Annotated in this window: 24 protein-coding genes; 11 read left to right on the top strand and 13 right to left on the bottom strand. The window is 63.2% G+C overall.

From position 1 onward, the window contains the following. Nucleotides 1-3 precede the first annotated feature (3 nt). The 8 genes from AOP77_RS11650 (at nt 4) to AOP77_RS11620 (ending at nt 9,116) form a co-directional block, all read left to right on the top strand. The gene (locus AOP77_RS11650; protein WP_062213806.1) at nt 4-1,734 is read left to right on the top strand and encodes an alpha/beta hydrolase; all 1,731 of its coding nucleotides are present in this window, start codon (nt 4-6) and stop codon (nt 1,732-1,734) included. 263 nt (nt 1,735-1,997) lie between these two features. Next, entirely contained in the window at nt 1,998-2,618 is a 621-nt protein-coding gene (locus AOP77_RS11645) for a class I SAM-dependent methyltransferase (RefSeq protein ID WP_062213804.1), read from the top strand. Nucleotides 2,619-2,689: 71 nt separating this feature from the next. Further along, nucleotides 2,690-2,845 (top strand): hypothetical protein, encoded by a 156-nt coding sequence (locus AOP77_RS12395; protein ID WP_160300077.1) that lies wholly within the window; start codon nt 2,690-2,692, stop codon nt 2,843-2,845. 57 nt (nt 2,846-2,902) lie between these two features. Further along, nucleotides 2,903-3,577, top strand: a complete 675-nt coding sequence (locus AOP77_RS11640; RefSeq protein WP_201774123.1) for a CDP-alcohol phosphatidyltransferase family protein — start codon at nt 2,903-2,905, stop codon at nt 3,575-3,577. Nucleotides 3,578-3,672: 95 nt separating this feature from the next. After that, the gene (locus AOP77_RS11635) at nt 3,673-4,095 is read left to right on the top strand and encodes an FHA domain-containing protein (protein ID WP_062213800.1); all 423 of its coding nucleotides are present in this window, start codon (nt 3,673-3,675) and stop codon (nt 4,093-4,095) included. A gap of 24 nt (nt 4,096-4,119) precedes the next feature. After that, entirely contained in the window at nt 4,120-4,875 is a 756-nt protein-coding gene (gene ftsR / locus AOP77_RS11630) for a transcriptional regulator FtsR (RefSeq protein ID WP_062213798.1), read from the top strand. Nucleotides 4,876-4,993: 118 nt separating this feature from the next. Next, nucleotides 4,994-5,590: a MerR family transcriptional regulator gene (locus AOP77_RS11625; protein WP_062213796.1), complete on the top strand. Its 597-nt coding sequence runs from the start codon at nt 4,994-4,996 to the stop codon at nt 5,588-5,590. 118 nt (nt 5,591-5,708) lie between these two features. After that, on the top strand, nt 5,709-9,116 hold the full coding sequence (locus AOP77_RS11620; RefSeq protein WP_062213794.1) for a pyruvate carboxylase: 3,408 nt from the start codon (nt 5,709-5,711) through the stop codon (nt 9,114-9,116). A 130-nt stretch (nt 9,117-9,246) separates the two neighbouring features. Here the strand turns inward: AOP77_RS11620 and AOP77_RS11615 are convergent, their stop codons facing one another. Next, nucleotides 9,247-10,137: a ribokinase gene (locus AOP77_RS11615; protein ID WP_062213792.1), complete on the bottom strand. Its 891-nt coding sequence runs from the start codon at nt 10,135-10,137 to the stop codon at nt 9,247-9,249. Between the two features lie 100 nt (nt 10,138-10,237). Then, on the bottom strand, nt 10,238-10,852 hold the full coding sequence (locus tag AOP77_RS11610; protein WP_062213790.1) for a hypothetical protein: 615 nt from the start codon (nt 10,850-10,852) through the stop codon (nt 10,238-10,240). Between the two features lie 115 nt (nt 10,853-10,967). On the opposite strand from AOP77_RS11610, the gene AOP77_RS11605 reads away from it, so the two are divergent. After that, nucleotides 10,968-11,465, top strand: a complete 498-nt coding sequence (locus AOP77_RS11605) for a flavodoxin domain-containing protein (protein WP_062213789.1) — start codon at nt 10,968-10,970, stop codon at nt 11,463-11,465. Between the two features lie 116 nt (nt 11,466-11,581). Here AOP77_RS11605 and AOP77_RS11600 read toward each other — a convergent pair whose 3' ends face one another. Further along, nucleotides 11,582-12,130: a MarR family winged helix-turn-helix transcriptional regulator gene (locus AOP77_RS11600; protein ID WP_084622583.1), complete on the bottom strand. Its 549-nt coding sequence runs from the start codon at nt 12,128-12,130 to the stop codon at nt 11,582-11,584. 106 nt (nt 12,131-12,236) lie between these two features. Between AOP77_RS11600 and AOP77_RS12155 the strand changes: the two genes are divergently transcribed. Continuing rightward, entirely contained in the window at nt 12,237-13,208 is a 972-nt protein-coding gene (locus tag AOP77_RS12155) for an EamA family transporter (RefSeq protein WP_084622582.1), read from the top strand. Here AOP77_RS12155 and AOP77_RS11595 read toward each other — a convergent pair. Beyond that, nucleotides 13,100-14,530: an FAD-dependent oxidoreductase gene (locus tag AOP77_RS11595; protein ID WP_062213787.1), complete on the bottom strand. Its 1,431-nt coding sequence runs from the start codon at nt 14,528-14,530 to the stop codon at nt 13,100-13,102. The two genes, AOP77_RS12155 and AOP77_RS11595, sit on opposite strands and share 109 nt — an antisense overlap. Before the next feature lie 322 nt (nt 14,531-14,852). Here AOP77_RS11595 and AOP77_RS11590 point away from each other — a divergent pair, with 322 nt between their 5' ends. Then, nucleotides 14,853-15,188 carry an RNA polymerase-binding protein RbpA gene (locus tag AOP77_RS11590; protein WP_061965839.1) on the top strand — a complete coding sequence of 112 codons (336 nt, stop codon included), beginning with the start codon at nt 14,853-14,855 and terminating at the stop codon, nt 15,186-15,188. Between the two features lie 72 nt (nt 15,189-15,260). Here AOP77_RS11590 and AOP77_RS11585 read toward each other — a convergent pair whose 3' ends face one another. The 9 genes from AOP77_RS11585 to hisG form a co-directional block, all read right to left on the bottom strand. Then, nucleotides 15,261-16,022, bottom strand: coding sequence for a polyprenol monophosphomannose synthase (locus AOP77_RS11585; RefSeq protein WP_062213785.1), 762 nt, complete (start codon nt 16,020-16,022; stop codon nt 15,261-15,263). Further along, the gene (gene lnt, locus AOP77_RS11580) at nt 16,016-17,545 is read right to left on the bottom strand and encodes an apolipoprotein N-acyltransferase (protein WP_152649870.1); all 1,530 of its coding nucleotides are present in this window, start codon (nt 17,543-17,545) and stop codon (nt 16,016-16,018) included. The genes AOP77_RS11585 and lnt overlap by 7 nt, the downstream gene beginning before the upstream one ends. A gap of 80 nt (nt 17,546-17,625) precedes the next feature. After that, entirely contained in the window at nt 17,626-20,457 is a 2,832-nt protein-coding gene (locus AOP77_RS11575; protein ID WP_062213780.1) for a DEAD/DEAH box helicase, read from the bottom strand. Nucleotides 20,458-20,467: 10 nt separating this feature from the next. Continuing rightward, complete coding sequence (locus tag AOP77_RS11570; protein WP_062213778.1) at nt 20,468-21,415, bottom strand: diacylglycerol/lipid kinase family protein; 948 nt, start codon at nt 21,413-21,415, stop codon at nt 20,468-20,470. Then, entirely contained in the window at nt 21,412-22,179 is a 768-nt protein-coding gene (gene tatC, locus AOP77_RS11565) for a twin-arginine translocase subunit TatC (RefSeq protein WP_062213776.1), read from the bottom strand. Before tatC ends, AOP77_RS11570 begins: the two co-directional genes overlap by 4 nt. A 34-nt stretch (nt 22,180-22,213) precedes the next feature. Then, nucleotides 22,214-22,534 (bottom strand): Sec-independent protein translocase subunit TatA, encoded by a 321-nt coding sequence (gene tatA / locus AOP77_RS12150; protein ID WP_084622581.1) that lies wholly within the window; start codon nt 22,532-22,534, stop codon nt 22,214-22,216. Between the two features lie 31 nt (nt 22,535-22,565). Continuing rightward, entirely contained in the window at nt 22,566-23,486 is a 921-nt protein-coding gene (locus AOP77_RS11555; protein ID WP_062213773.1) for a helix-turn-helix transcriptional regulator, read from the bottom strand. Continuing rightward, a complete protein-coding gene (locus AOP77_RS11550; RefSeq protein WP_062213771.1) occupies nt 23,479-24,528 on the bottom strand; it encodes a helix-turn-helix transcriptional regulator in 1,050 nt (349 codons plus the stop codon). Before AOP77_RS11550 ends, AOP77_RS11555 begins: the two co-directional genes overlap by 8 nt. Before the next feature lie 2 nt (nt 24,529-24,530). Continuing rightward, a complete protein-coding gene (gene hisG / locus AOP77_RS11545) occupies nt 24,531-25,373 on the bottom strand; it encodes an ATP phosphoribosyltransferase (protein ID WP_062213769.1) in 843 nt (280 codons plus the stop codon). Between the last annotated feature and the right edge of the window lie 10 nt (nt 25,374-25,383).

The raw sequence follows: 25,383 nt of genomic DNA, 5'->3' as shown, positions 1-25,383 counted from the left end.
GAGGTGACCGAGTACACCAATCACCTACCCGGACGCCTGAACGGCTGGGTAGATGCGTTGAGGCTCGACTATGGCGGCGTCCTCCTGGGTCTCGTATTCCTCGCCTTGTCACTCACCCCCTCCCTTCTGCCCAGACCGCAGGTAGCGCAAGGTGTGATTTCAGGCTTGAGTTTTGCGGTCGGCTATGGCGTGGGCGTATTGCTGTGGTACATCCTGCGGCGGGTAATCTCTTGGCGTAACCCCGCGTTGGCGCGCTGGGGTTGGCCGGTGCTCGGCATCGTGATTGTGACGGGGGCAGTGATTCTGGCGCCCTTCGTCGTGGCGTGGCAAAACGGGATTCGCACAATGGTTGGGTTACCCACCATCACTGGATACTCGTGGTTTCTGCTCCTCATCGTGGCCTTTGGCGTCGCCGTGCTTGCTATCGCCATTGGCCGGGGTTTACGACTGGCTTATCAGGCGGCAGAACGGCGCAGCGGGCCACTCGTCCGTCGGGTCGCAGGTGCCGAGGCGCGTGAGCACGAGCGTGGCGTCGATGTGGCAACGGACGCGACTTCTCTGGCCGTGGTCGTGTTGATAATGGCGGCCTTGTTGTGGGGCACTGTCGCGTCGGGACTGCAGTTCTTGGATCGCGGCTGGAGTGAGTCGAATGCGCACCCAGACCCCAACCTTGCGGCGCCTACGTCGTCATTGCGGTCAGGGGGCCCAGGGAGCCTCGTTGATTGGGACGACCTCGGCTTTGCAGGTTCGGAGATAGTCGCGAGTGGCCCCGATGCGCATGCGATCGAAGCATTGACTAACCAGAGCGCGAAAGAGCCAATTCGCGTCTATGTGGGACTCGAGTCGGCGCCCACGTATGCCGAGCGCGCTGCGATAGCGGTGAACGAATTGCAACGTACCGGTGCAACTGACAGATCGGTGTTAGTCGTTGCAGCCACGACGGGTACCGGTTGGCTCGACCCGCAGGCCATCGACGCTGTCGAGTACCTTCATGGAGGGGACACCGCGCTCGTGGCGCTTCAGTACGATGACAAGCCGAGTTGGCGTAGCCGCATATTCAATCCAGTCCCACCAGCGGAGGGCGCGAGCGCCCAGTTCTATTCCGTTTACGCGTGGTGGAGCGGGTTGCCCGCCGACCACCGCCCCGCACTCGTGGTGTACGGGCTCAGCCTCGGGTCGTACGCCATGCAGTCCGCGTTCCCCGACCTTGAGACGCTGTTGGCACGCTCAGATGGCGCCGTGTTTGCAGGCACTCCCGCGCGCACAGGTCTATGGGAAGGGCTCACGGCCCGTCGCGATCCGAGTAGCCCGGTCACGCTGCCCACACTCGACGATGGTTCCCAGGTGAGGTGGTTCTCCAACCCCGCAGACTTTACGAACGCCGCAGGGGAGTGGGACGCTCCGCGGGTGGCCTACCTGCAACACGGCAACGACCCGGTGGTGTGGTTGAGCGGATCAATCTTCTGGCAGCGTCCCGAGTGGCTCGAGGACGGTCAACGTTCCCCCGTGGTTTCGCCCGACATGCATTGGATTCCGGTCGTTACCGGGCTGCAGGCTGTCATCGACTTCACAATGGGTACGGCGGTGCCGGACGACTCCGGTCACAAGTACGGTTCCTTGACCCTCGAGGCATGGATCGCGGTCACGGGTAATGGTGGCCTGAACGCTCAATCTTTGGATGCCATCCGTGCCACGATCGCGAGTTACGACACTCTGCCACAGGTCGACCAGTAGCTCTAGCGCGCGCGGCTGGACGCGGCGCCGTAGAGGAGAGGTGCCTCTTCAAGTGCGCATCGTCCAAGCTCAGTTTCGTACACGCAACCAGCGCGGAAGTCCACCTCGCACTCGCAACGTAGAAGCGGATGCCGGACGTGGTGGTTCTATCGCGACGTCGTTACCTCAGCGGTGGCGGTCGTGGTGGTGCGCTGGCCCGCGCTGGTCGTAGGGTAGGCGCATGTCCTTGTGCCACTCGGTGAGTCAGTTCCCAGGTGTCAACCATGCCTAGTTCCTCACAGTGGAACGAGCGATATGCCGCAAAGGCATTGTGGTCCGGCAAGGTCAATCCCACGCTTGTGATCGCGGCAGGGGAGTTAGAGACCGGTTCAGCCTTGGACGTGGGCTGCGGAGAGGGCGCCGATGCTGTCTGGCTCGCCTCGCAGGGGTGGCGAGTTCGAGGGGTGGACTTCTCACAGGAGGCGCTCGCGCGGGCCGCGGACGCTGCAACGCGCGAAAACGTGGCGAACCGGTGCGAGTGGATTCAGGCGGACCTCAGCGTGTGGACTACTAACCGTTCCTACGACCTGGTGACCTGTCACTTTCTCCACGAAGAAGCGGCAGTGCGGGGCCGAGCCTGGCGGAGCGCTGCAGCGGCAGTAATATCAGGTGGCACGCTGCTAATTGTGGGCCACTCCCCGGATGAGCACGAGAGTTTGCCGGGACCTCCGAGCGACGTGCGATTCTCCGAGGACCAGATCATCGCGGAACTTGGGCTGTCATCTGGGTGGCATGTCGAAGTCAAAACAAAAGCGCGTGAGACAGGTGCTGACGTGTACGACCAACCTGGGCCACAGCGTGGGCGTCGCGACGTCGTGCTCACCGCCAAGCGCCTAAGTAATTAGTTCCCTCGGCGCGCGCTTTCAGGACGTTGCGACGTAGCCTGGAGGTACCAACTTAGGTTTAGGAGTGCGCCATGACCGACACGAATGCCACAGAGACGCGTCGCTACCACTTCGAGCAGATCCGGGCGCGAGAACTCGCTCGGGGCGCCAGTGAGGACGAAGCCACGCGGATCGCCACGAATACCGTCGACACGGTGATGGATAAGGCTGCCAGTTCCAAGAAGTAGCGCTGGTGGCTCAAGACCCCAGCACAACCGTGGCTGTAGTGGCTCTAGACTCGGCGTGTGACGACACCAACGCCAGACGCGGAACCGACTGACACCGCAGGTAGAGACGACGTGCCGACCCGGAGCGCGCCTATCCAAAGCGACGCCGGGACCTCGGATGCGTCAGAGGAAGTGCTGAGCGACGCGGTCTGGACCATCCCCAACGTAATATCCGCGTTGCGCATCGTCCTTATCGTGGTCTTCACGGTCCTACTGGCTACTCACCACGACGCATGGGCGATTGCCGCGCTGGCCGTAGCGGGGATAAGCGACTTCCTGGACGGCTACCTTGCACGTCGCTGGAACCAGGTCACCAAGCTCGGCCGTGTGCTCGATCCCGCCGCCGACCGGATTCTTACCGTCGCGGTCGTCATCGGGCTTGCCTTGCGCGGCATCGTCCCATGGTGGCTCGTTGTCATCCTGCTTATGCGCGATGTGGTCGTCGGAATTGCCTTGGCGCTCGGCAAGCGTCACGGCGTCCACACGCCGCAAGTGACGTTCCTTGGCAAACTGGCGACCCTCTTGCTCTACTTCGCTCTCCCCATTGCGTACCTCGGCTATGAGCGATGGGAGATTGTTCACACGTGCGCAATCGTCCTTGCGGTCGTCGCGGCGGCACTCTATTGGTGGGCCGGCATCGGCTACGTCGCAGACGTACGCCGCCGGGTGCGAGCCACGCCTACTGCTGGGTAGGAAATCCAGCCGCCAAATTGTGACTCTAAGTTGCTGGTAGGTCGTAGACTGTTGAGACGGATCGACGCACAACGCGAACGGCACGAGGAGGCACCATGACGTACGACGAATCACCAGCCGAACGGACAATGTCCCTCGACGCTCAGATGCCCTTTGACGACAATCCTCCCGCGCGCCTGTCTGCTCAGGACCAGGCCGCGGTTGATGCCCTCGACCACGACAATGCGTTGCTCATTGTCCACCACGGACCTAACCAGGGTGCCCGCTTCCTGCTGGACGTGGACGTCACGACCGCGGGCCGTTCCGTGTCGGGTGACATCTTCCTCGACGACGTCACCGTGAGCCGCGAGCACGTGCAGTTCATTCGCAGTGGTGGGACGTTCTCGGTGAAGGACTCGGGGTCGCTTAACGGCACCTATGTGAACCGCGAAAGCGTGTCTGAGCGCGAGTTGCGTTCAGGGGACGAGGTGCAGATTGGCAAGTACCGTCTGACGTTTTACCCGGGCTCGGCCAAGTAGTTCGCGAACCAGTAGGCTGGCGCCATGTCTGAGCTCCGAGCAATCGCATCACCCGAGCCGGACCCCACCCACGTTGCCCCCGCGGCGGATCTCGGCACCGACGATTCCCTTGAAGGCACCTGGCCCCACGCGCTATCCCACGAGCCGATGCTGCGGGTCAGTGACGTCCTGGCTCAGGTTCAAGCCGAGTTCCCGGCACTCAGCACCTCAAAGCTGAGATTCCTGGATAACAATGGACTGGTCACGCCTTTCAGGACCACCTCTGGCTACCGCCAGTACTCGCCCGCGGATGTTGAACGCCTGCGTTTTGTCCTGCGGCAGCAGCGCGACCAATACCAGCCGCTGGGTGTGATCGCGGGCCACCTCGAGGCTCTGGATTCCGGCCGGATGCGTATGGCCGTCGCACCTCGCGCCGTGGGAGACGAGGCTGACCAATATCTGGGGGCTGGCGATTTCGCCGCGAGCGCGGGCGTCGAGACCGACCTCGTCGAGCAACTTGACGATGCTGGCCTGCTAACGCAATCGGTGCCAGGCCGCTACGACCGCCGCTGGTTGCCGCTGGCAACTGCGGCTCAGGCGTATCTCAGCAGCGGGGGAGACCTGCGTACCCTTAAGTCGCTTGTCAGCTCCGCAAGGCGCGAGGCCGATCGAGCCGATGCTATGGGCCAGCCTGACAAGATGCGGGGCCGAGCGGGCGCCGCGGAGGACGCAGCGAACGAGTTTGCCGAGGCCTCCATCGCAGTATTTTCCGCTTCTGTTCGCGGACAAGTCAGCCGATAGACCTGACAGCCGCCAATCATTTGCGACACGCGGTACCGTGAAGGTGCAATGTCGTTGACCTGAACGCCTACCGGCAATAACGTTGAACCCAAGGTTGAAAGACGAACGAGGAGGCGAAATGACCGACGACAACGGCCACGAGCTGACCTCGGTGCGCGATCAGGCTAGTGGCGCCGATCAGGGCATCCTGTTCGATGATGGACTTACTCACCTAGACGAGAATGCCGGTTACCGCGGCCCTACGGCGTGTAACGCAGCCGGCATCACCTACCGTCAACTGGACTATTGGGCTCGCACCGGATTGGTTGAGCCCACCGTGCGCAGCGCTACGGGATCGGGAACTCAGCGCCTCTATGGCTTCCGGGACATTCTGGTGCTACGAGTCGTCAAGCGACTCCTCGACTCGGGCGTCTCACTTCAGCAAATTCGCAGTGCTGTAGAGCATCTTCGTGAACGAGGTGTCGAAGACCTGTCTCGCATCACGCTCATGTCAGATGGAGCCTCCGTCTACGAATGCACCTCTGACGACCAGGTCATTGACCTCGTTCAGGGCGGCCAGGGCGTGTTCGGCATTGCGCTGGGTAAGGTCTGGCGCGAACTTGAGGGCTCGCTCGCGACGCTCCCGGCGGACCGCGGGCAGGCTCCCGATGTTGACGCCCCCGACGTCGTCGATGAACTCGCCGCGCGCCGCGCTCGCCGCACCAACGCAAGCTAAACCCGGCATCGGCCGCTGCAATAGACGCCGCCACGCATTTTTTACCTCTGTGGGGCGCGCGAAACTGTGACTCCCAGACGAAACCTGGCAAGATAAAGCCAAAGTCGAAGGGAAGTCAATGTTCTCCAAGGTCCTGGTAGCTAACCGTGCCGAAATTGCCGTGCGTGCATTCCGTGCCGCGGTCGAGTTAGGGTCGAAGACGGTCGCCGTCTTCCCGCACGAGGACCGGATGTCCGAGCACCGTCTCAAGGCCGACGAGGCCTATCAGATTGGCGAAGAGGGCCACCCCGTTAAGGCGTACCTCGATGCCGACGAGATGGTGCGGGTTGCGAAGCTTGCCGGCGCCGACGCGATATACCCCGGCTACGGGTTCCTTAGTGAGAACGTCGAGTTCGCGACCAAGTGCCGTGAGGCCGGACTTACCTTTATTGGACCGCCCCCCGAGGTGCTCGACAACGCAGGTGACAAGGTGGCCGCCCTCAAGGCGGCGAAGTCCGCGGGTGTGCCCGTGCTGGACTCCTCCGAGCCCTCTCAGGACAAAGACTTCCTGATCTCTGAGGCTGACCGGATTGGCTTCCCCATCTTCGTCAAGGCCGTCGCCGGTGGTGGCGGGCGCGGAATGCGCCGTGTGGAGAGCCGCGAGGACTTACCCGAGTTGATGTCGGCCGCGATGCGCGAAGCTGACAACGCTTTCGGGGACGCCACCGTGTTCCTTGAGCAGGCAGTGCTCGCGCCTCGTCACATCGAGGTGCAGATCCTCGCCGACAACGAAGGCAACGTCGTTCACCTGTTTGAGCGCGACTGCTCGGTGCAGCGACGTCACCAGAAGGTCATCGAGATCGCCCCGGCACCCAACCTCGACCCCGAGATTCGCGATGCGCTCTGCCGCGATGCCGTGAAGTTCGCCAAGTCCATTGGCTACATCAACGCGGGAACCGTCGAGTTCTTGGTGGACACCGAGGGTGAACGCGCCGGACAGCACGTGTTCATTGAGATGAACCCACGTATTCAGGTGGAGCACACGGTTACCGAAGAGGTCACCGACATCGACCTCGTGAGCGCGCAGATGCGTATCGCGTCTGGGGAGACCCTCGAGCAGATTGGCATCCGCCAGGAGGACGTGCGGGTCAACGGCTACGCCGTGCAGACGCGGATCACGACCGAGGACCCCTCCAACGGCTTCCAGCCCGACACCGGACGCATCGTTGCCTACCGCTCGCCGGGCGGCGCGGGCATCCGCCTCGATGGCGCGACCGGAATGGCCGGAAACTCGATCTCGGGTCACTTTGACTCGATGCTCGTCAAGCTGACGTGCCGCGGCCGCGACTTCGACACCGCCGTGCGCCGTGCCTCACGCGCCCTAGCGGAGTTCCGCATTCGTGGGGTGACGAGCAACATCAAGTTCTTGCAGGCCGTGCTGGCTGATCCCGATTTCCAGGCCGGGGGAGTGCCCACGTCGTTTATTGACAAGCGCCCTCACCTGCTCGAACTCGCTGAAAGCAAGGACCGTTCAACCAAACTGCTGCAGTTCCTCGGTGACGTTACGGTCAACAAGCCCAATGGCGAGCACGCCGACGAGTTCGTTCGCCCGGCAGACAAGCTGCCCTCGATCGATCTAGATGTAGAGCCCCCTGCGGGCTCGCGTCAGCGATTGCTGGAGCTTGGCCCCGAGGGCTTTGCCAAGGCTCTGCGCGACCAGAAGGCGCTTGCGATCACCGAGACCACGATGCGCGATGCTCACCAGTCGTTGCTCGCGACTCGCGTGCGTACCTACGACCTGCTCGCCGCGGCTGGTCACGTCTCACGCATGACTCCGGAGTTGTTGTCGATGGAGGCGTGGGGTGGCGCGACGTACGACGTCGCGATGCGTTTCCTGTCCGAGGACCCGTGGCTACGCCTGGCCAACTTGCGCGAGGCCATGCCCAACATCGCCATCCAGATGCTGCTGCGCGGTCGCAACACCGTGGGCTATACGCCTTACCCTGACGAGGTCGCGCACGCGTTCGTCCAAGAGGCGACCGAGACGGGCATCGATATCTTCCGCATCTTCGATGCGCTCAACGACGTCGAGCAGATGCGGCCCGCCATCGAGGCTGTTCGTGAGACCGGACAGGCTGTCGCCGAAGCGACACTTTGCTACACCGGCAACATGATCAGCCCCGAAGAGGACCTCTATACCCTCGACTATTACCTCAAGTTAGCCGACTCACTTGTTGACGCTGGCGCACACATCTTGGCGCTCAAGGACATGGCAGGGCTGCTGCGACCCGCCGCCGCTTACACGCTGGTGTCCGCGCTGCGTGAGCGTTTCGACGTTCCTGTGCACTTGCACACGCACGACAGCGCCGGCGGACAGATAGGCACGCTGCTCGCCGCGGCCGAGGCTGGGGTTGACGCCGTCGACGTCGCGAATGCTGCGATGGCGGGGACCACATCACAGCCGCCCATGAGTGCACTGATCGCCGCGCTTGAGCACACCACTCGGGACACCGGCATCTCGCTGAAGGCAGCCCAAGACATGGAGCCATACTGGGAGTCGGTGCGCCACCTGTACGCACCCTTCGAGTCGGGCCTACCGGGCCCCACCGGCCGCGTCTATATGCACGAGATTCCCGGCGGCCAGTTGTCCAACTTGCGTCAGCAGGCGATCTCGCTAGGTCTTGCCGACAGGTTTGAGCAGATCGAGGACATGTACTCGGCGGCGGATAAGATTCTCGGCCGTCTCGTGAAGGTCACTCCGTCCTCCAAGGTCGTCGGTGACCTCGCGCTTCACCTTGTCGCGAACGACGCCGATCCGGTTGACTTCGCTGAGAACCCGGACAAGTACGACCTGCCAGACTCGGTGGTGGGCTTCCTGTCCGGCGAGCTCGGGACTCCTCCCGGTGGGTGGCCCGAGCCATTCCGCACCAAGGCGCTCCAGGGACGCACCTTCGAGCCTAAGTCGCCCGTCCTCACGGACGACGACAAGGACAAGCTCACGCAGTCGGGTGAGGTGCGCCGCCGCAGGCTCAACCACCTGCTGTTCCCCGGACCGGCCAAGGAATTCGACGCCGCGATTGAAAAGTATGGCGACATCTCGGTCATCGACACGTTCCACTACCTTTACGGCATCAGCTCGGATAGCGAGGAGGAGGTCACGATCGACCTCGGTCCAGGTGTTCGGATGATCACGTCTCTCGAGGCGTTGGGTGAGCCCGACGACCACGGCGAGCGCACCGCGATGTTCAACTACAACGGCTCTATTCGCCCGGTTCAGGTACGCGACGAGAATGCTTCGGTTGACGTCGTGGCACGGGAAAAGGCCGATGCGAACGTCGAGGGGTCAATCGGTTCACCGTTCTCCGGTGCCGTCACGGCGTCTGTCGAGGTCGGCGCTCAGGTTGACGCGGGCGCGACGGTGGCGGTCATCGAGGCCATGAAGATGGAGTCCTCCATCACCACGCCCATTGCTGGCAAAGTCGCGCGCGTCGCAATCAGCGGTACCGAGACCCTCGCGGGTGGCGACCTCGTCGTCGTCGTGGAGTAGCGGTTTCAGATTCACCACTCGGCTCTAAGCGAAAGCGCATCTCCTTGCGGGAGGTGCGCTTTCGTCGTTCTTGCGTGCGTTCCGAGTCCTTAGCTGCACGTGTCACTACTGGGCGCGATTGAGCAATTCGTCAGTGGAGAGGGGAGCGGGCCCCTGCCCAGCCGACCGATGCTGTCGCGGCGTGGGCTGCCAATTCGATTGCGTCATCGAGGGTTGAGCGCGTTGCCAAGGCCGCCGCGAGTGCGCCGACAAACGTGTCGCCAGCACCAGTGGTGTCGACCACCGTGCTCGCCAGAGTCGTCGCGTGATGACGGACTCCGTCGCCGTCGGCGATCACCGAGCCCGCGCCTCCCAGCGTGACCACCACGGACCGAGAGCCGATCTGATCGAGTAGGGCGCGCGCGAGGGCGAGATGCTCCGCGGGTGGGATCACCTCGCGAAGAAGATCAGCCGCCTCATGTTCATTCACGACCAACGGGTCGGCATAAGCAAGGGCAGCATGGGAGAGCCCCACCACGGGGCCGTCGTTGATCACCAGGCGGGCACCCACACGCTCGGCATAGGCGCACACCGCATTCACCTCGCTGGCTCCCACCTCGGTCTGGGCAACAACGACCGTCGGCGCCATCACGTTCTCGACGGCAGCGGCGGAGAGGTGTGAGTTTGCCCCGGGCGCCACCACGATCGAGTTCTGACCCGCATCACTCACGGTGATGTAAGCCCGACCGGTGGGAACGCCCGAAATGGTCGCCACCAGAGCCGTGTCCACCCCCGCGGCCTGCAACGATGCAAGGGCGGACAGCCCGGCGTCATCGCCCCCGACTGCGCCAACCATCTCAACGGTCACAGCGTCACTACCGGCAACGGCGGCCGCATATGCCTGATTCGCGCCTTTTCCGCCCTGGAAGGTATGAGAGGAGGTCGCTATTACCGTCTCGCCGGGTAGTGGATGACGCGCCACGCGGGTGACTTCATCCTGATTTATGCCACCGAACACGAGGATTCGCGGTGCGTCGGTCACGAGGTCACCCTCCTTTGAACTTCACGTCAATTTTGCTGGTACTTGCACTATTCCTAACACGGAACGTGCCCACATCGGCGTGCCCGACGGGAAAGTGGATTCAGTTGCAGTCCTCGAAGGCGTTACGTGACACCTCCACGTGAATCTGAGCGTGACCCGCGTACTCGTGAGCCTCGTTGAGGTCATCGGAGGCGAGGGCGAGGGACGCCCACCCGAAAACTCGTTGAGGGTGGCTTGCCAAAGCCGGCATGGTGTTCTTGGATGGCGTCCAGGTGTCGACGGCCGCCAAGGCCTGAGCCCATCGACCTTGCGGATCCTCCCAGGACCCACCCAGCACATCCGCCTCGACGCACGGATTCACCGGGGGAGTCTGCGCAAGGCCGACCTCCCCAGCCAGTCCTGGCAACAGGCCTTCCACCACGTCGCCGCTGATCTTGCCATCGCCGTCCGCATCACCGTAGTTGGGGCCGTCAGCGCCCACGACAAGGTTGAGCGCAGTCTCGGCAGCCCCGTGGGCATCGGCTATTGATTCCGCCTCTCGCCATCGTGTCACTGCGGTCTCGATGTCGTCGATGCGCTCAATTGCTGCTTGGTTGATCACACCGGGGGAGTTGCTCGCTGGGCTTGCCACGGGATCGACATTGGACGGACCGCATCCGGACAGGAGTCCTACCAGTGACAATGCTGCGGCAGATGCTGCAAGTTGGCGATACATAGTGTCCACCCTACGCGGAGGCCGAGCGACTCAGAGGGGGAGGAGCACGGGACGAACGTCCTCCAATGGGGCGCGTGAGCGGCGAGACAATCGAGGTACAGAAAGAGGTGTCTTCATGAAAGTTTTGGTAGCGGTAGGTTCCAAGTACGGTTCAACTCGTGAAATTGCCCAGGCGATTGGCGCAGAGATTCGTTCCATCGGCTTCGACGTCGACGTTGAGGATGCGTGCGGAGTGCTCTCCGTCGAGGCGTACGACGCGGTCATTGTTGGCAGTGCGGTGTACGGCGCTCTCTGGCGGCGGGACGCATCGGCGCTCGTGCGGCAGCACGCTGAGGCTCTTAGGGTTCGCGATGTCTGGTTGTTCTCCACCGGGATTCGCGAGCTCAAGGAACCCGGATACGCGACGAGTGAATCGGAACAGCTCGCCAGCCTCGCCAATGCGCAGGAGCACGTGACCTTCGCGGGTGCGATTGACTACGACCGGCTCAACGTCGGTGAGCGTGCTGTCATGCATGTCATCAACCCGCCGCTCGGTGATCATCGCGATTTTGCGGCGGTACGTGACTGGGCGCACGGCATCGGCGTCACACTGCTGTACTTGGCTCTCGCCTAGCCGACCGATACCCCGCGGGGTCCACGACCCGTGGCGTCGCAGAGTTTCAGGACACGCAGGGTAGCGGTTCCGGCTCGCGCTCCCCACACGTAATGACATAATGTCAATTATCGGCGTTATGCAGATTTGTGCTTCTGAACGGCACCTGTGGCGTCTGAGTCATCACCAAGCGCTCCCGACAATGCCCTGAGGCTATTCACCAACATCGCACGATGCTGCTCGGACAACGGCTCGAGAATTCTACGTTCGTTCTCGAGGTGCGCGACCTGTGCGGCGTCAAAGACCATTCGGCCCGCGTCAGTCAGCATCACGTGCACCACGCGCTTGTCGTCCTCGTCACGACGGCGCGTGACAAACCCACGCTGCTCGAGCTTGGTGATGCGGTGTGTAGTAGTTCCCGACGTAATCATCATGGATCGATCCAGGGACCCCGGCGACAGTTCATGGGGCGAGCCAGCACGCACGAGCGTCGCCATGACATCGAACTCCCATGCCTGCAGGTCGTACTCGGCAAAAACGGCATCCAGACGCACCTGCAACAACGCGGCAAGCCTGGACACCCGTCCAATGATCGCCATCGGACTCACGTCAAGATCCGGGCGTTCCGTGGCCCACTGAGCCAAATAGCCATCGACCGCGTCCGGTTTGTCCGTCTCGCTCGTCATCAGTCCACTCCGATCGGTGTACCTAAACAATTATCTCTTGACATCAAGATAACACCGACGTAGCCTGGCCGCAATAGTTATCTTGACATCAAGAGATTGGCACATCATGGCATCGAGCCGCAGCTTACTCGCCACCACGGCGTTCGCGCCTGCCCTGTGGGGCACGACCTACTTGGTCACCACTGAGTTCCTGCCGCCGGATCGTCCCTTCCTCGCGGGAACGCTCAGAGCGCTGCCGGCCGGACTTATCCTGCTCGCCCTCATCCGTACGCTCCCCCGCAACGACTGGTGGTGGAAGGCGCTCGTGCTTGGCACTCTCAACATCGGCGCCTTCTTTGCCTTCCTGTTCATCTCGGCCTACCGCCTTCCGGGCGGAGTCTCCGCGACGCTCGGGGCCGTGAATCCCATCATTGCCACACTGCTCGCCATGGTCATCCTTCACGAGGCAGTGCGCCGCAATGCCATCATCGCTGCGCTGTTGGGAATTGCCGGGGTAGGAATGCTGGTGCTCTCCCCCGCCGCGCAGCTCGACACCATAGGAGTCATCGCCGGACTCCTTGGTGGCACGTCGACCGCACTGGGCGTGGTGCTCACCAAGCGCTGGGGTCGTCCGGTGCCGCTCCTTACGTTTACAGCCTGGCAACTCGTGGCCGGTGGACTGGTGCTTCTGATTCCCACCCTCGCCTTCGAGGGCCTGCCGGATGCCCTCAGCGTCGGAAACCTCGCAGGCTACGCCTGGCTCGCCATCGCGGGCGCGGTCGTCTCGTACCTGCTGTGGTTCCGTGGAATTCTGGCGCTACCGGCCTCGCGAGTCGTCATACTCACCTTCTTCGCGCCCCTGGTGGCGACGATGCTGGGCGTGGTCGTGCTTCACGAATCACTGTCGGCCGTGCAGTGGGCGGGTGCGGGCGTGATTCTGTTCTCCGTGTGGCTCGGCAGCCGCAAAGGAAGTGTCACTACCTCGGATGACTACCCGCAGGAGCCACCGGTGGGGGTTGCGTCACCGGACCGACCGTCGGCCACACCTGTCGCAAAGCCAACCCCAACTGAGGCCAGGGTGGGCAGCGCCACGGGCTGAGGACTTTGAGCTGTGCCGCCGCAGCATGATTCCGCGACACCGTCTCCCTGAGTCTCGCCCATGTCCGTGTTGCACACGCCCGTCGCCGGCAGATTGAGCTGAACCAGGTCGGCACTCGCCCGGTCACCGGCCAACGCCGCCGCAACCGAACGCACCTGCTCGTATCCTGTGGCGAGCAGGAATGTTGGCGCGCGCCCGTACGACTTCATGCCGGCCAGGTAGAAGCCGTCGTCCGGGTGGCGCAAGAGCGCCTCTCCGTGAGGGGATACGGTGCCACACGAGTGCAGATTCGGGTCGATGAGGGCCGCGAGGCCAGTGGGCGATTCGACTATGGGATCGAGATCGAGGCGTACCTCACGCAGCATGTCGAGGTCGGGCCGGAACCCTGTCGCGTTGACGATGACATCCACCTCAAAGTCGAGATCGCCGGCACGCGTCGAGCCCACCACCCGCACTGAGTGCGAACCTGCCACGAGCTGCTCGATCGACACGTGCTTGATGAGAGAGACCTCCCCGGCATCGGCGGCCGCTTGGAGACGGGTGCCGAGTAGCCCGCGGGCGGGCAGTTCATCGTCCGCTCCCCCCCCGGTCAGTCGCCGGGTCGATCCGCCACGAATGGCCCACGTGAGCGAGGTGCCCTCCTCTGACTCGCCGAGTTCGAGGAGCTGCAGGAGCGTGTTGGCGGCCGAATGTCCCATCCCCACCACCAGCGTGCGCTTGCCAGCAAAGCGGGCGCGATCACTGCCGAGGACATCGGGAAGGGGACCTGCGACAAACGCGGCGGCGTCGTTTTCGCCGTGCGCCGGCATGCCGCTGGCACCGAGTGGGTTTGAGGTCGTGAATGTGCCTGAGCAGTCGATCACGGCCCGAGCACGAATGTCTTCGACTCGCCCATCCGTGTTCAGCGTCCGAACACGATAGCCGCGCCGCTCGCGCCCCAGGGAGCGGGTCTTGTCGGCACCATCTCGAGCTACCGCCAGTACCCGCACTCCAGTGTGCAACCGTGACGAGATCTCGGCCGTCGCGGCCAGCGGCGCAACGTAGTCGCGCACAAGCTCAGCCCCTGTCGGAAGTGCATCGTCGGCGGGCGCCGTCCATCCGGTCGCGTTCAGCAGGCGCCTGGCCGCGTCGTCGATGTTGTACTGCCAAGGAGAAAACATTCGCACATGTCCCCACAGACTCACCGCCGAGCCTGCGGACTCTCCCGCCTCCAGCACTAGCGTCTCCAGGCCGCGCTCAAGCAGGTGAGCGGCGGCCGCGAGGCCGACCGGCCCCGCCCCAATGACCACTACAGGCAACTCTTCGCGCGGATCCAGGTGCATGGGCAACTCCTATATCGATAGGTATCAATGTTACGGTGCTCCCCACCATATACTGTTCGTCGCCTGCGGGGTCCCACAAAGCCACACTTCGGTTATTGAACGCTCGCGCGCACACCCGGGTCAGTCACCGCTACAGTGGCAGAAGCAGGGGTCATGCGGGTTTTGGCGTGGCCCGTTAGTCCTCCGGGCGCCTTTGCGGCGCAACTTGACCCAGCATCGGCCGATGCTTTGGTCCCAACCATCGATTCAGGGAACAAAGCACGCTCCGCGCACGTTCCCGTAACGAGTGGGCACACCCCAGCCCACACTCTTGGAGGCTGACATGGCTGATCGCGCACTTCGCGGAATGCGACTGGGAACCCAGTCGATGGAAACCGCAGCAAATGCTGAACTCGCGGCACGTACCGAACACAAGTACGACTGCCCTAACGGCCACATCGTGACGATGCCGTTCTCTGTTGAGGCAGACGTACCGCTCTCGTGGGAGTGCCACTGTGGCGCCCTCGCACTACTTCGCGACGGCGCCCAGCCCGAGGACAAGGACGTAAAGACCGCACGTACCCACTGGGACATGCTGCTCGAGCGTCGCACCATCCCCGAGCTCGAAGAACTTCTCGAGGAGCGTCTGGAACTCCTCCGCGCTGGCCGTCGGGGCTAAACCTCGACCACACCCGGACCACTCGTCAGCGAGCAGAGTCTGGACAGCGTAGTCCACAAAAGCGGCGCCTCACTACCCCCCTTGTGAGGCGCCGTTTTTGCGCCCCAACGCTCCCGTCACCTGTTCCCAGCGATGCTTGGCACCCCACTGTGTGACCTTGACAAGCGCCTCCTGAATGATGTCACCACTCATCTTTGAGGTGCCAAACTCGCGCTCCACGAACTCGATGGGCACCTCGCGCACAGTGCCGCCGTTGCGGATAACGCGCCAGCACATATCCACCTGGAAGCAATAGCCCTGGGACTCGACTGAAGCCAGATCCAAACCCCGTAGAGCATCGGCTGTGTATGCCCGGTATCCGGCGGTCGCGTCCTTGACGCCGATGCCCAAGGCCAGTCCCACATAAGTGTTGGCTCCCGTAGACAGCCATTTGCGACGAGTAGGCCAGTTGACGACGGAGCCACCCGGCACCCAGCGCGAGCCGATGACCAGACTGTATTTTCCCGCGTGTTCCAGCAAGCTTGGCAATTGCTTGGCTTGGTGGGAGCCGTCAGCGTCCATCTCTACCAGCACGTCGTACTCCCGCTCGAGGCCCCAGGCGAAACCGGCCAGGTAGGCGGCGCCAAGGCCTTGCTTGGAGGAGCGGTGCAGGACAAACACGTGGTCGTCGTCCTCTGCGCGCTGGTCCGCCCACTCCCCTGTGCCGTCCGGCGAGCCGTCGTCCACCACCAGGATGTCGACGTCGGGGGATGCCGCGCGCACCCCATCAATCTGTATGGGCAGCGACTCACGCTCATTGAACGTGGGAATGATCACCACGGTCTTGGCTACCACTCGTACCTCTTTGCAAGCCTGCCGCGCACGGCGAATAGCAAGATGAACCACGGCACAATGAGGAAGCCCCAGTGAATCACCGGGCCAAAGCGAACCGCCGGCGTGACCTCGGTGCGCAACGCGACGTCCGCGTACATTTGCTCCGCCGTGAAGAGTCCAGTTTCCTGCAGCACGCGGCCGCGCGGGTCGATCACGGCGCTCACGCCCACGGTCGAGTCCTGAATGGTGACGCGCCCCGTCTCGATGGCACGCATGCGAGCCATCGCCAGCTGCTGCGTGCTTTCAGCAGTGAAGCCGAACGACGCATTGTTGGTCTGAACAATCAGCAGCTCGGCACCGTCCGCCACCGCATCGCGAACGATCTGGTCGTAAGCCACTTCGAAGCAGATCACTGTGCCGATGCGCACTTTTTCTCCCCTACTCGCAATAGGCACATCCATGGTGGCCACGCCTACGCCAGGAATCACGTCCTGTGTGACCCGGTCCACCTCCGGCGAGAACATGCGGGCAATCTCCCGGATCGGAATGTACTCCGCGAACGGGGCGGGACGCTGCTTGCTATACGTGTCGAGGACGTCACCGGTGGTACTCCACAGGACAGAGGTGTTGTAGCGCCCCTCGGCCGGTGTGTAATCGACGGTGCCAAACAACAGTGGCGCATCGGCTAGTTGGGCCGCCATGGTCACGTCACCGGCACTCTGAGCATCGCCCCGTGGATCGACATCGACGGCGTTCTCCGGCCACACGAGGAGGTCAATAGGACCGGGATCGGAATCCACCAACGCTTGGGTTCCCGCGAGGTGATTCTGCGTGACGAGACGCGCCTGGCTAAAGCTATCGAGCCCGTCATTCGGGACGTCACCCTGGATGATTCCCAGGGCGATCGAGCCATTCTGAGCCTGAGTGTTGATGGGCAGTTGAATGCCGCCAAAAAGCGCTGCTACCGCGACAAAGAGGGCAATGGCAGCGGGCAACGCACGGCGCAAGATCAAGAATTCCAGGAAGAGCGCGATGAGCACACCAATGAACACAGCGATGAAGCTGGCAAGTGGAACGCCGCCGAGCCACGCGAACCGTGCCGTGGGCGAGTCAGCAAGGGCGTGAGCGATGCGTCCCCAAGGGAATCCCCCAAACGGGAACATCGACCGAAGCTGCTCCACGGCGACCCATAGTGCTGCGAAAGCCGGAGCCATGGCCCACTGTCGCTCCTCGAACATCCCAGAACGACGCACGTGCGCCCAGGCCATGCCAAAAAGGGCGAACGCCAGAGCCTCGGCTATGGTGAGCGCGATCCACGGCACGGGGCCGACTGCCACGAACGCCCACCACAGCAACGGCGCAAGAAAAACGATGCCGAACGCCCAGCCTAGGAAGAACCCACCCCAGGCGGTGGCGCCGCGCAGCGCAAACCACAGCACGGTGATGGAGAGGAAGGCGAGCGGCCAGATACCAAAGTCGGGGAACGCGAGGGTCATCAAAATGCCAGCGAACACCGCGGCGATGAGGTTCACAAACTTGGACACCACGCAAGCCTAAACGAGCCGGTGGCGGGCGCATTACAGGCGCGACAGCTGATGCCAAACCGAGACGCCGAACAACTGCGCTAGTACGCGACCACTCCCCGGCGCATGCCGTCGATCGCGGCACGTGCCCGCCCCTGGACCACTTCATTGGGGGCTACCTGCGCCACCTGATCAAGAATGTCGATCACCTGCTTGCACCAGCGCACCATATCGCCCGGCGCAGTGTCGGTTCCTTTGAGTGAGGCAGCGAGGCTCTTGCCCTGTGCCCACCCGTGGATGGCGCCCACGATCCCCCAATGAGGCGCGTTGAGCTCAGGCAGGTGATGGGCGCCTTGGAGGTCGTCAATGCGCGACCAGACTCGTACTGTCTCATTGAGAGCAGTGCCCAGCACGCCGTGCGGTCCGCCTGGAATGTTCGGCGTGCGGTTCTCATCCTCGCGCCGACCGTTGTACAGCAACGTAGATACGGCCGCGGCGAGTGCAGGTGGCGTCAGGTCGTTCCACACACCCATTCGCAGGCACTCGGACATCACGAGGTCGTTCTCCGAGTAGAGCGTGCGCATCATGGCGCCCGCCTCCGTCACCGAAATCTCCGTCCCGGAGCCCTCGACATATCCAAGGTCGCCCAGAACAGCCAGGCGGCGGTCAAAGATGCGCGCGATGGAACCGGTCGCGCGGGAGATCTCATTAGCGATCTTGTCCTTGTCGCGCAAAGTACGGAAGTAACGCTCGGCCCATCGGGCATGTGACTCGCGGTCTGGGCAATGGTGACAAGGATGTGCACGCATCTTGCGCCTCAGCGCCTCGGTCTCGCGTTCGAGTCCACCAGCGTCAGCGATCCCTTGACGTTTGGCCTTCTTGTGAGCGTTGAGATCAAAGGTGGGTTTGGCGTTAACGACTACCTGAGCAAGCTCGCTACGGCTGCGCGCATTCCTGGAGTCGAACTTCTTGGGCACTGGGACTGCACCTGCGACGTCGAGCCCATGATGAAGTTCGGACAGCGCGAGCCGGAAGATTCGGCCCTGGTCGGTGACGACAGTGGGACGGGGAGCCGAGGCATCGGCGTCGGGAATGACCACCACGGCCAGTCCGGCGCGGCGGCCGCCGCCAATCTTGACCACATCCCCGCGGCGAAGCGCCGACAGCGTGTCCGCGGTGGCCTCGCGCATGGCAGCCTTAACCTGCTTGGCGCTTCCCTTCTGAGAGCGCGCAATCTTCTCCCGCAACGCGGCGTACTCCATAAAGTTGCCCTTGGAGCACGTCACCGCGTCCTTGTAGCCAGCCAACGTAGCGTCCAGATCCTTAGCACGCCGGGCCTTGCCCACCACGCCCTGGTCCGCCTGGTATTGCGCGAAGGACATCTCGAGCACCTCGCGCGAGCGCTCAACGCCCGACGACGACAGCAGGTTGATGGTCATGTTGTACGACGGCTGGAAGGAACTAATCAACGGGTAGGTGCGCCGCGACGCCAAGCGTCCCAACTGAGCGGCGTCGAAGCCGGGGTGCTCGACCACCACCGCGTGACCCTCTACGTCGATTCCGCGGCGACCGGCACGGCCAGTCAACTGCGTGTACTCCCCCGCCGTGAGGTCCTTGTGCCCCTTCCCGTCCCACTTCACCAGCTTCTCGAGCACTACGGACCGTGCCGGCATGTTGATACCTAGTGCCAGGGTCTCCGTCGCGTAGACCACCTTGATCAGGCCGGCCCCGAACAACTCCTCCACCACTTCCTTGAAGAGTGGAATCATGCCCGCGTGGTGTGCGGCGATGCCCGCCTCGAGGTGGTCGCGCCAATGGTCAAATTGCAGGGCGCCCAGGTCCTCGGTGGGGATGCCGGCGCAGCGCTCGTCAATGATGTCAGCGATCCGCCGGCGCTGGTGCTCGTCGGTCAGCACTAGGCCGGACCTGCGCACCTGGTCCACCGCGTCTTCACAACCCGCGCGGGAGAACACGAAGACGATGGCAGGCAGCAGCGCTTGCTGGTCGAGTACGTCGACTACCGCGAACCGCGGGGGGCTACGGCGCCCTCGCGGTTTGGAGTCGCCGCCTCCCGGGCGGTGACCTCCGGACCGATGCTGGTGGCGACCGTGCCGGCCCTGATTGAAGCTACTGCGGCTGTCGCGCGTGCGGTCCCGGCGCGTGATCGCCTCGATCTCGGGGTTCAGTGCGGGAGTGGGACCAGGGTTTTGGGGGTCGACTCCCGGCGAGTACAGGTCGAAGATTCCCTCCCGCATCATCACGTGGGGCCACAGCGGTACGGGGCGTCGCTCGGAGACGATGACGCGCGTGTCCCCGCGCACCTCGTGGAGCCAGGCGCCAAATTCCTCGGCGTTGGAGACAGTGGCGGAGAGCGCGACAATTGACGTGCGCTCGTTCAGGTGGATGATGACCTCTTCCCACACCGAACCGCGGAAGCGGTCTGCCAGGTAGTGAACCTCGTCCAGCACCACCACGCCAAGGCGATCCAGGGTGCGCGAGCCGGCATAGATCATGTTGCGCAGCACCTCGGTGGTCATCACCACGATGTCCGCCTCGGAGTTGATGGACGTATCCCCTGTCAGCAGCCCCACATTCTCAGCACCGTAGACCGCGCGCAGGTCCTGAAACTTCTGATTACTCAGCGCCTTGATAGGCGTGGTGTAGAACGCCTTCTCTCCCTGATCAAAAGCGTGACGCAGTGCGTACTCTCCCACGATGGTCTTGCCGGCGCCTGTGGGGGCCGCCACCAACACCGAGTGGCCGTCTGCTACTACCTCGCAGGCCTCGCGTTGGAAGTCGTCGAGCGGGAACTTGAGAGACTGAATGAAGAGCTCGAGGTCACCGCGCCGGGTGCGCGCCTTAGCCGCGGCGTACCGCTCCGCGGGTGATGGTTCGCTAGCGCTTGAGCTGTCGCTGTCCGCTGGAGGTGTCATGCATCCCAGGCTACTTGGCTAGCGTCGCGCCCAGAACGCGCAACGCCCCAGGCGCAACAGTGACGGTCATCGGGGCACGTCCCACCTGCTCGCCGTCGGCGAAGGCGGGTGGCAACGCCGCTCCCTGACCACCCTCAACGTCCCCAAACGGCGTGATTTCGATCTTGGTCGCTGGGATGACGCGGATCCGTTCATCTGCCAGGTGAGACCCGTCGTACAACTTAGGAAAAAGCTTGAGGATGGAACGCCGGCTGAGTGGCTCCGCCAGCACGAGTTCCAGCACACCGTCGTTGAGCACTGAATCCGGGGACACCTTGAGACCACCGCCGAAGACGGTGCCATTGGCGACTGCAACAAGAGTGCAGCGCTGGGTCCACTCGTTGCCGTCAACCTTGACCCGTACACCGTATGGCTTAAAGCGCGGCAACTCTCGTAGCGTCGCGACTTTGTATTTGAGCGGTCCGCGCGGGAAGGTCAGGTTTGACCCATAAGCCGCGATTGCCGCATCGATTCCTGCGGACAGCACCGCGATGAAATATCGCGGCTTGGAGGGGAAGTCGACGGTAGCGCCGGTGATCACGCCCAGGTCGATCCGGGCGACTATCCCAGAGAGTCCCTCATGGATTCGCCTGACTGACGCCTCGATGTCATGGATGGGGAGCCCCAGGCTCTCCGCCGCATCGTTTCCGGAACCTGCCGCGACGATACCGAGCGGCAATTTGCGTTCGCCACACACTTGAATGCCGAGATGCACCATGCCGTCACCGCCGACCACCACCAGGGCGTCCAGGCCCCGCCGATGCTCCATGGCCGCCTCGTACGACGCGGCCCAGGTCCCTCGGGATAGGTCACGTATCTGGTGTCCGCTTGCAGACAACGCGGTCAGCGCCTCAGCGCCCCAACGCGCTCCGCGGCCGGAGCCGGCAGTGGGGTTGGTGATGACGCCGATGCGGCTCATGCGTCGGCGGTACGTCCGGAGTTCACGGCGTCCTCTCGCGCGGCCCGTGACCGTAGCAAACGCTCTCGTAATGCGCCCACTCCGATAGCGCCAAAGTACAGGCCGCACATGGGGATAGCCATGATGATCATCGTGATGGCGTCGGGCGTGGGAGTCATGATGGCGGCGAACACAAAGATGCCCATGACTGCCCAACGCCATCCCTTGAGCCACGTCCGTGAACTGACAGTGCCAGCCCAGGTGAGCGCGACCATAACCACGGGAAACACAAAGGCGAAGCCGAACGCCAGCACCAAGCGCATTGCAAACGTCATGAACATCTGAGCATTAAGCAGGTTTGCGGTGTTCTCGGGGCGAAAGTCGGTAAGAATCTGGACCGCGTGCGGGAACACCCACCATGCCAGAGCCACACCTCCCAAGAACAGCGGGACCGCGGCGCCCAGGAACGCTCCGGTGTAGCCACGTTCCTTGCGGTTCAGTCCGGGCGAAACGAATGCCCATAACTGATAGAGCCACCAGGGAGAGCTGGCCACCACACCAATGACCACAGAGACTTTAATCTGCATGTCCAGCGCCGTTGCTAGACCCTCAAAGTTGATGGATACCAGTCCATTGCCCTCTTCGGCGGCAGCAAGAACTGGCGCCTGAAGAGCCTCGAACACCGGCGTGTAAAAGAACCAACCGGCCACCGTGAAGACGGCTACGCCAATGGCGACCAGGATGATGCGCTTGCGAAACTCCGCGAGGTGTTCCCGCAGCGGCATCCGCGCGTCGGGGTTTAGCTTCCGGCGCGCAGACTTACTGGCCACGCGTCTCGGTGTCGCCGTTGGGCGACGTCGAGCTCGGGTGGACCTCGGTGGGTGATGCGTTCGCCGCATCGTTCGTGGTCTGCGCGTTGGCGGGAGGCGTCGCGGTCGACGCCGGGTGAGTGGGTCCCGGATTTGCCTGAGTCGGCCCCGTGGCCTCGTCGTCATCATTGGTGAGCGACTTCGCCTCGTCCTTGAGGATGTGCAATGACTTACCGATGGACCTCGCCAGCTCGGGAAGCTTGGGCGCGCCAAACAACAGCAAAACGACTACGAGCAGGACAACAATGTGCCAGCCCTTCAATGCACCCATGATGTACTCCCTTAAATGTCGTTGAGACAGTCTAACCGGCGACGGTGGCCAGCACAGCATTCGCGTGTTGGGCGAGTGCAGCACGTACAGATTTAGGCTCTACGGCACGCAGATAGGGAGCGATGGCCAATAGCCTGTCGGCCACCCAATCCACGTCAACGACGTCGAAGGTGGCCCGTACGTCATCGCCCACATCCTCAATCTTGACCCCGGGGAGGTCCTCGAGTACCCAGCGTGAGCCCCTGGCGGCCACTACCGTTGCCTCGAACTGCGAAACCAAGGTAAAGCCACTGGAGTCCGCGGGCGGGGCGATGACTTCCTCGTTGCGAACCTGAACGCCCACAATGCGGCCGATGCGCAGGGTGCGGTAATCCTGCGCTCGCCGGCAGAAGCATTCGACGTACGCCACCCCATCGATTGCGACCAAGCGGTGGGGCTCAATGGTCCGCGAAGTACGATGATCGGCTGCGTCCACATACTCGACATCGATCACGCGGCCGCGGGTCACTGCGTCTTGGAGCGATGCCGTGATGTTGTGGTCGACGTCTGCGATGGGTTGCACCACAACTGGGTCGTCCGCACCCAGCATCTCGCCTATCTTGTCCCTCGCGCTAGAAGCAACCGCGGGGGCTGCGCCTGAGGCGATCATGCTTGCCAGTGCTCCCACCAGGGCCACGCCCTCTCGTGTACTGAGCCTGACCTGGGTGACGCCTTGGCTGTCAATGATGGATGCGACGTCCTGGTCAAAAAGGTAGCTGTCGAAGTCGATGAGGTCGCCGCCGGCATAGCCAGGCAATCCCGACGCCCAGAGCGCGTTGATGTCCTTGCGAATGGTCTCGACGCTGACGTCAAACTTCTCCGCGAGGTCCACGAACGGCGCCTCACCCTCGTCTTGCACGTAGGTCATAATCCCGAGCAGCCTAGTCAGTCGCGGAAGTGCCTTCTCAGCCACGGGCCACCTCCAGCGCCTTACGTGCGTAGTCGACAACCGAGGCCGCCAGCGCCTCGGGCATAATGACCTTCGCTGCACCCCGCAGCGACAGAATCTCGTCCCGCAACAGGTCAAGGTGCTCGTAGTGCACCTTGAAAAGCTCCCACTGCCCCGGTGCGTGCTCGTTCGCAAGCTCGGTTGCGGTGACCCCAATGGAGGCGGACTCCACTGCGATCTCACGTGCCGCCGACGTATCAAGCGCCGTCGCTCGTGCACGGAGCGCGTAGCCGGATTCCGGACGTAGCGCGATAATCGCGTCGCCCCCCACCGCGTCGCTGAAGATGGAGTCGGGGACTACCTCGGGACGCTCAAAAGACCCCGGTTCGCCGACGAGCTTGATCTGACCGTGAACGCGACTCACGCGATACGTGCGGGTTTCGCCCTTGTCGATGTCGAGGCCCACTAGGTACTCGGTGCCGCCGCGCACCAGCAGGCGCCACGGTTGGACGTTGCGGATTGCGCTTCCCGAGGTCACCGACGTGTAATCGAAGCGGACGCACTGACGCTCGTGGATTGCGTCAACGAACGCCGACGTGGCGTCGCGAGACGACGTGGAAAGGGCCGACCACGGCATCGGCTCGGTGACCTGGTGAGGGGTGTGGGAGGCCAACTTAGTCAGCCCCAGGCGCGCATCATCGCCAAGAGTGGCACCTTGCCAGTACTCAGCGGCCAGACTGAGCACCGCGACCTCGGAGGCGGTGAGGTCGAGCGTAGGCATTGCGGCATCGGCGGCGACGATCTTGTAGCCAATGTCGGCACCGTCAAGAGGATCCGTGACCGTGCTCAGCGGCACCCCTAGTTCGCGAAGCGCCTTCTTATCGCGCTCAAACATGCGCTCGAATGCGTCGTCGGAACTCTTTGCCTCTGCAGCATTGGCGCCATGAGGACGCGGGGAATAGCCCGCCACTGTGTTCCTGATCTCGTCACGAGTCATGCGGCGAGGCGCATTCGTGAGCGCGATGATCAGGTTGAGTAGGCGCTCCGCCGCGTCCGCCTGGGCCATGACTAGACCCGCACCGCGAGGAGTTCGGTTGCGAGAATCGCCCGCGCACCGGCGGCATACAACTGGTCCATGATCTGGTTCATCTCGACGCGCGGAATCATCACGCGCACCGCGTGCCAGTCCTTGCCGTGCAACGGCGTAACGGTGGGGCCCTCGGCTCCTGGTGAGACGGCGATCGCGGCGTCTAGTTTCGAGTTGGGCACGTCGTAGTCGACCAGGATGAACTGGCGCGCCATCAGGACTCCGCGAAGGCGACCGGTAAGCACGGCGATGTCCTCCTCGGTCGCGTCAGCGCCGCGAATCAGGATGGCCTCGGACTTGAGCAGTGGCTCCCCAAAGATCTCCAAACCGGCAGCACGAAGGGTGGTGCCGGTGGAGACAACATCGGCGACCACATCGGCCACCCCGAGGCGGACGGAGGACTCGACGGCGCCGTCGAGGCGGACCACCTTGGCCTCCACGCCAAAGGACTTGAGGTGATTCTTGACGAGGTGCGGATACGAGGTTGCGACGCGCTTACCCTGAATCTGCTCGATGTCGGTGATCTCGCCGGCAGGAGCCGCGTAGCGGAAGGTCGACCCACCAAAGCCGAGTTCGAGAGTCTCGACAGCCTTCGCTCCGCTGTCAAGGAGCAGGTCACGGCCGGTGATGCCAGCGTGGACGGTACCGGCCCCAACGTAGACCGCGACGTCGCGCGGGCGCAGGAAGAAAAACTCAACTTCATTGCGGTGGTCAACCAATACCAGCTCGCGGGGGTCCCGGCGCTGCTTGTAGCCGGCCTCCTTGAGAAGTTGGCAGGCCGGGTCAGACAGTGACCCCTTGTTGGGGACGGCGATGCGAAGCACGGATCTCCTT

The organism is Demequina oxidasica (assembly GCF_000975115.1).
Classification (GTDB): domain Bacteria; phylum Actinomycetota; class Actinomycetes; order Actinomycetales; family Demequinaceae; genus Demequina; species Demequina oxidasica.
This window is presented reverse-complemented; position numbering and strand designations above follow the sequence as displayed.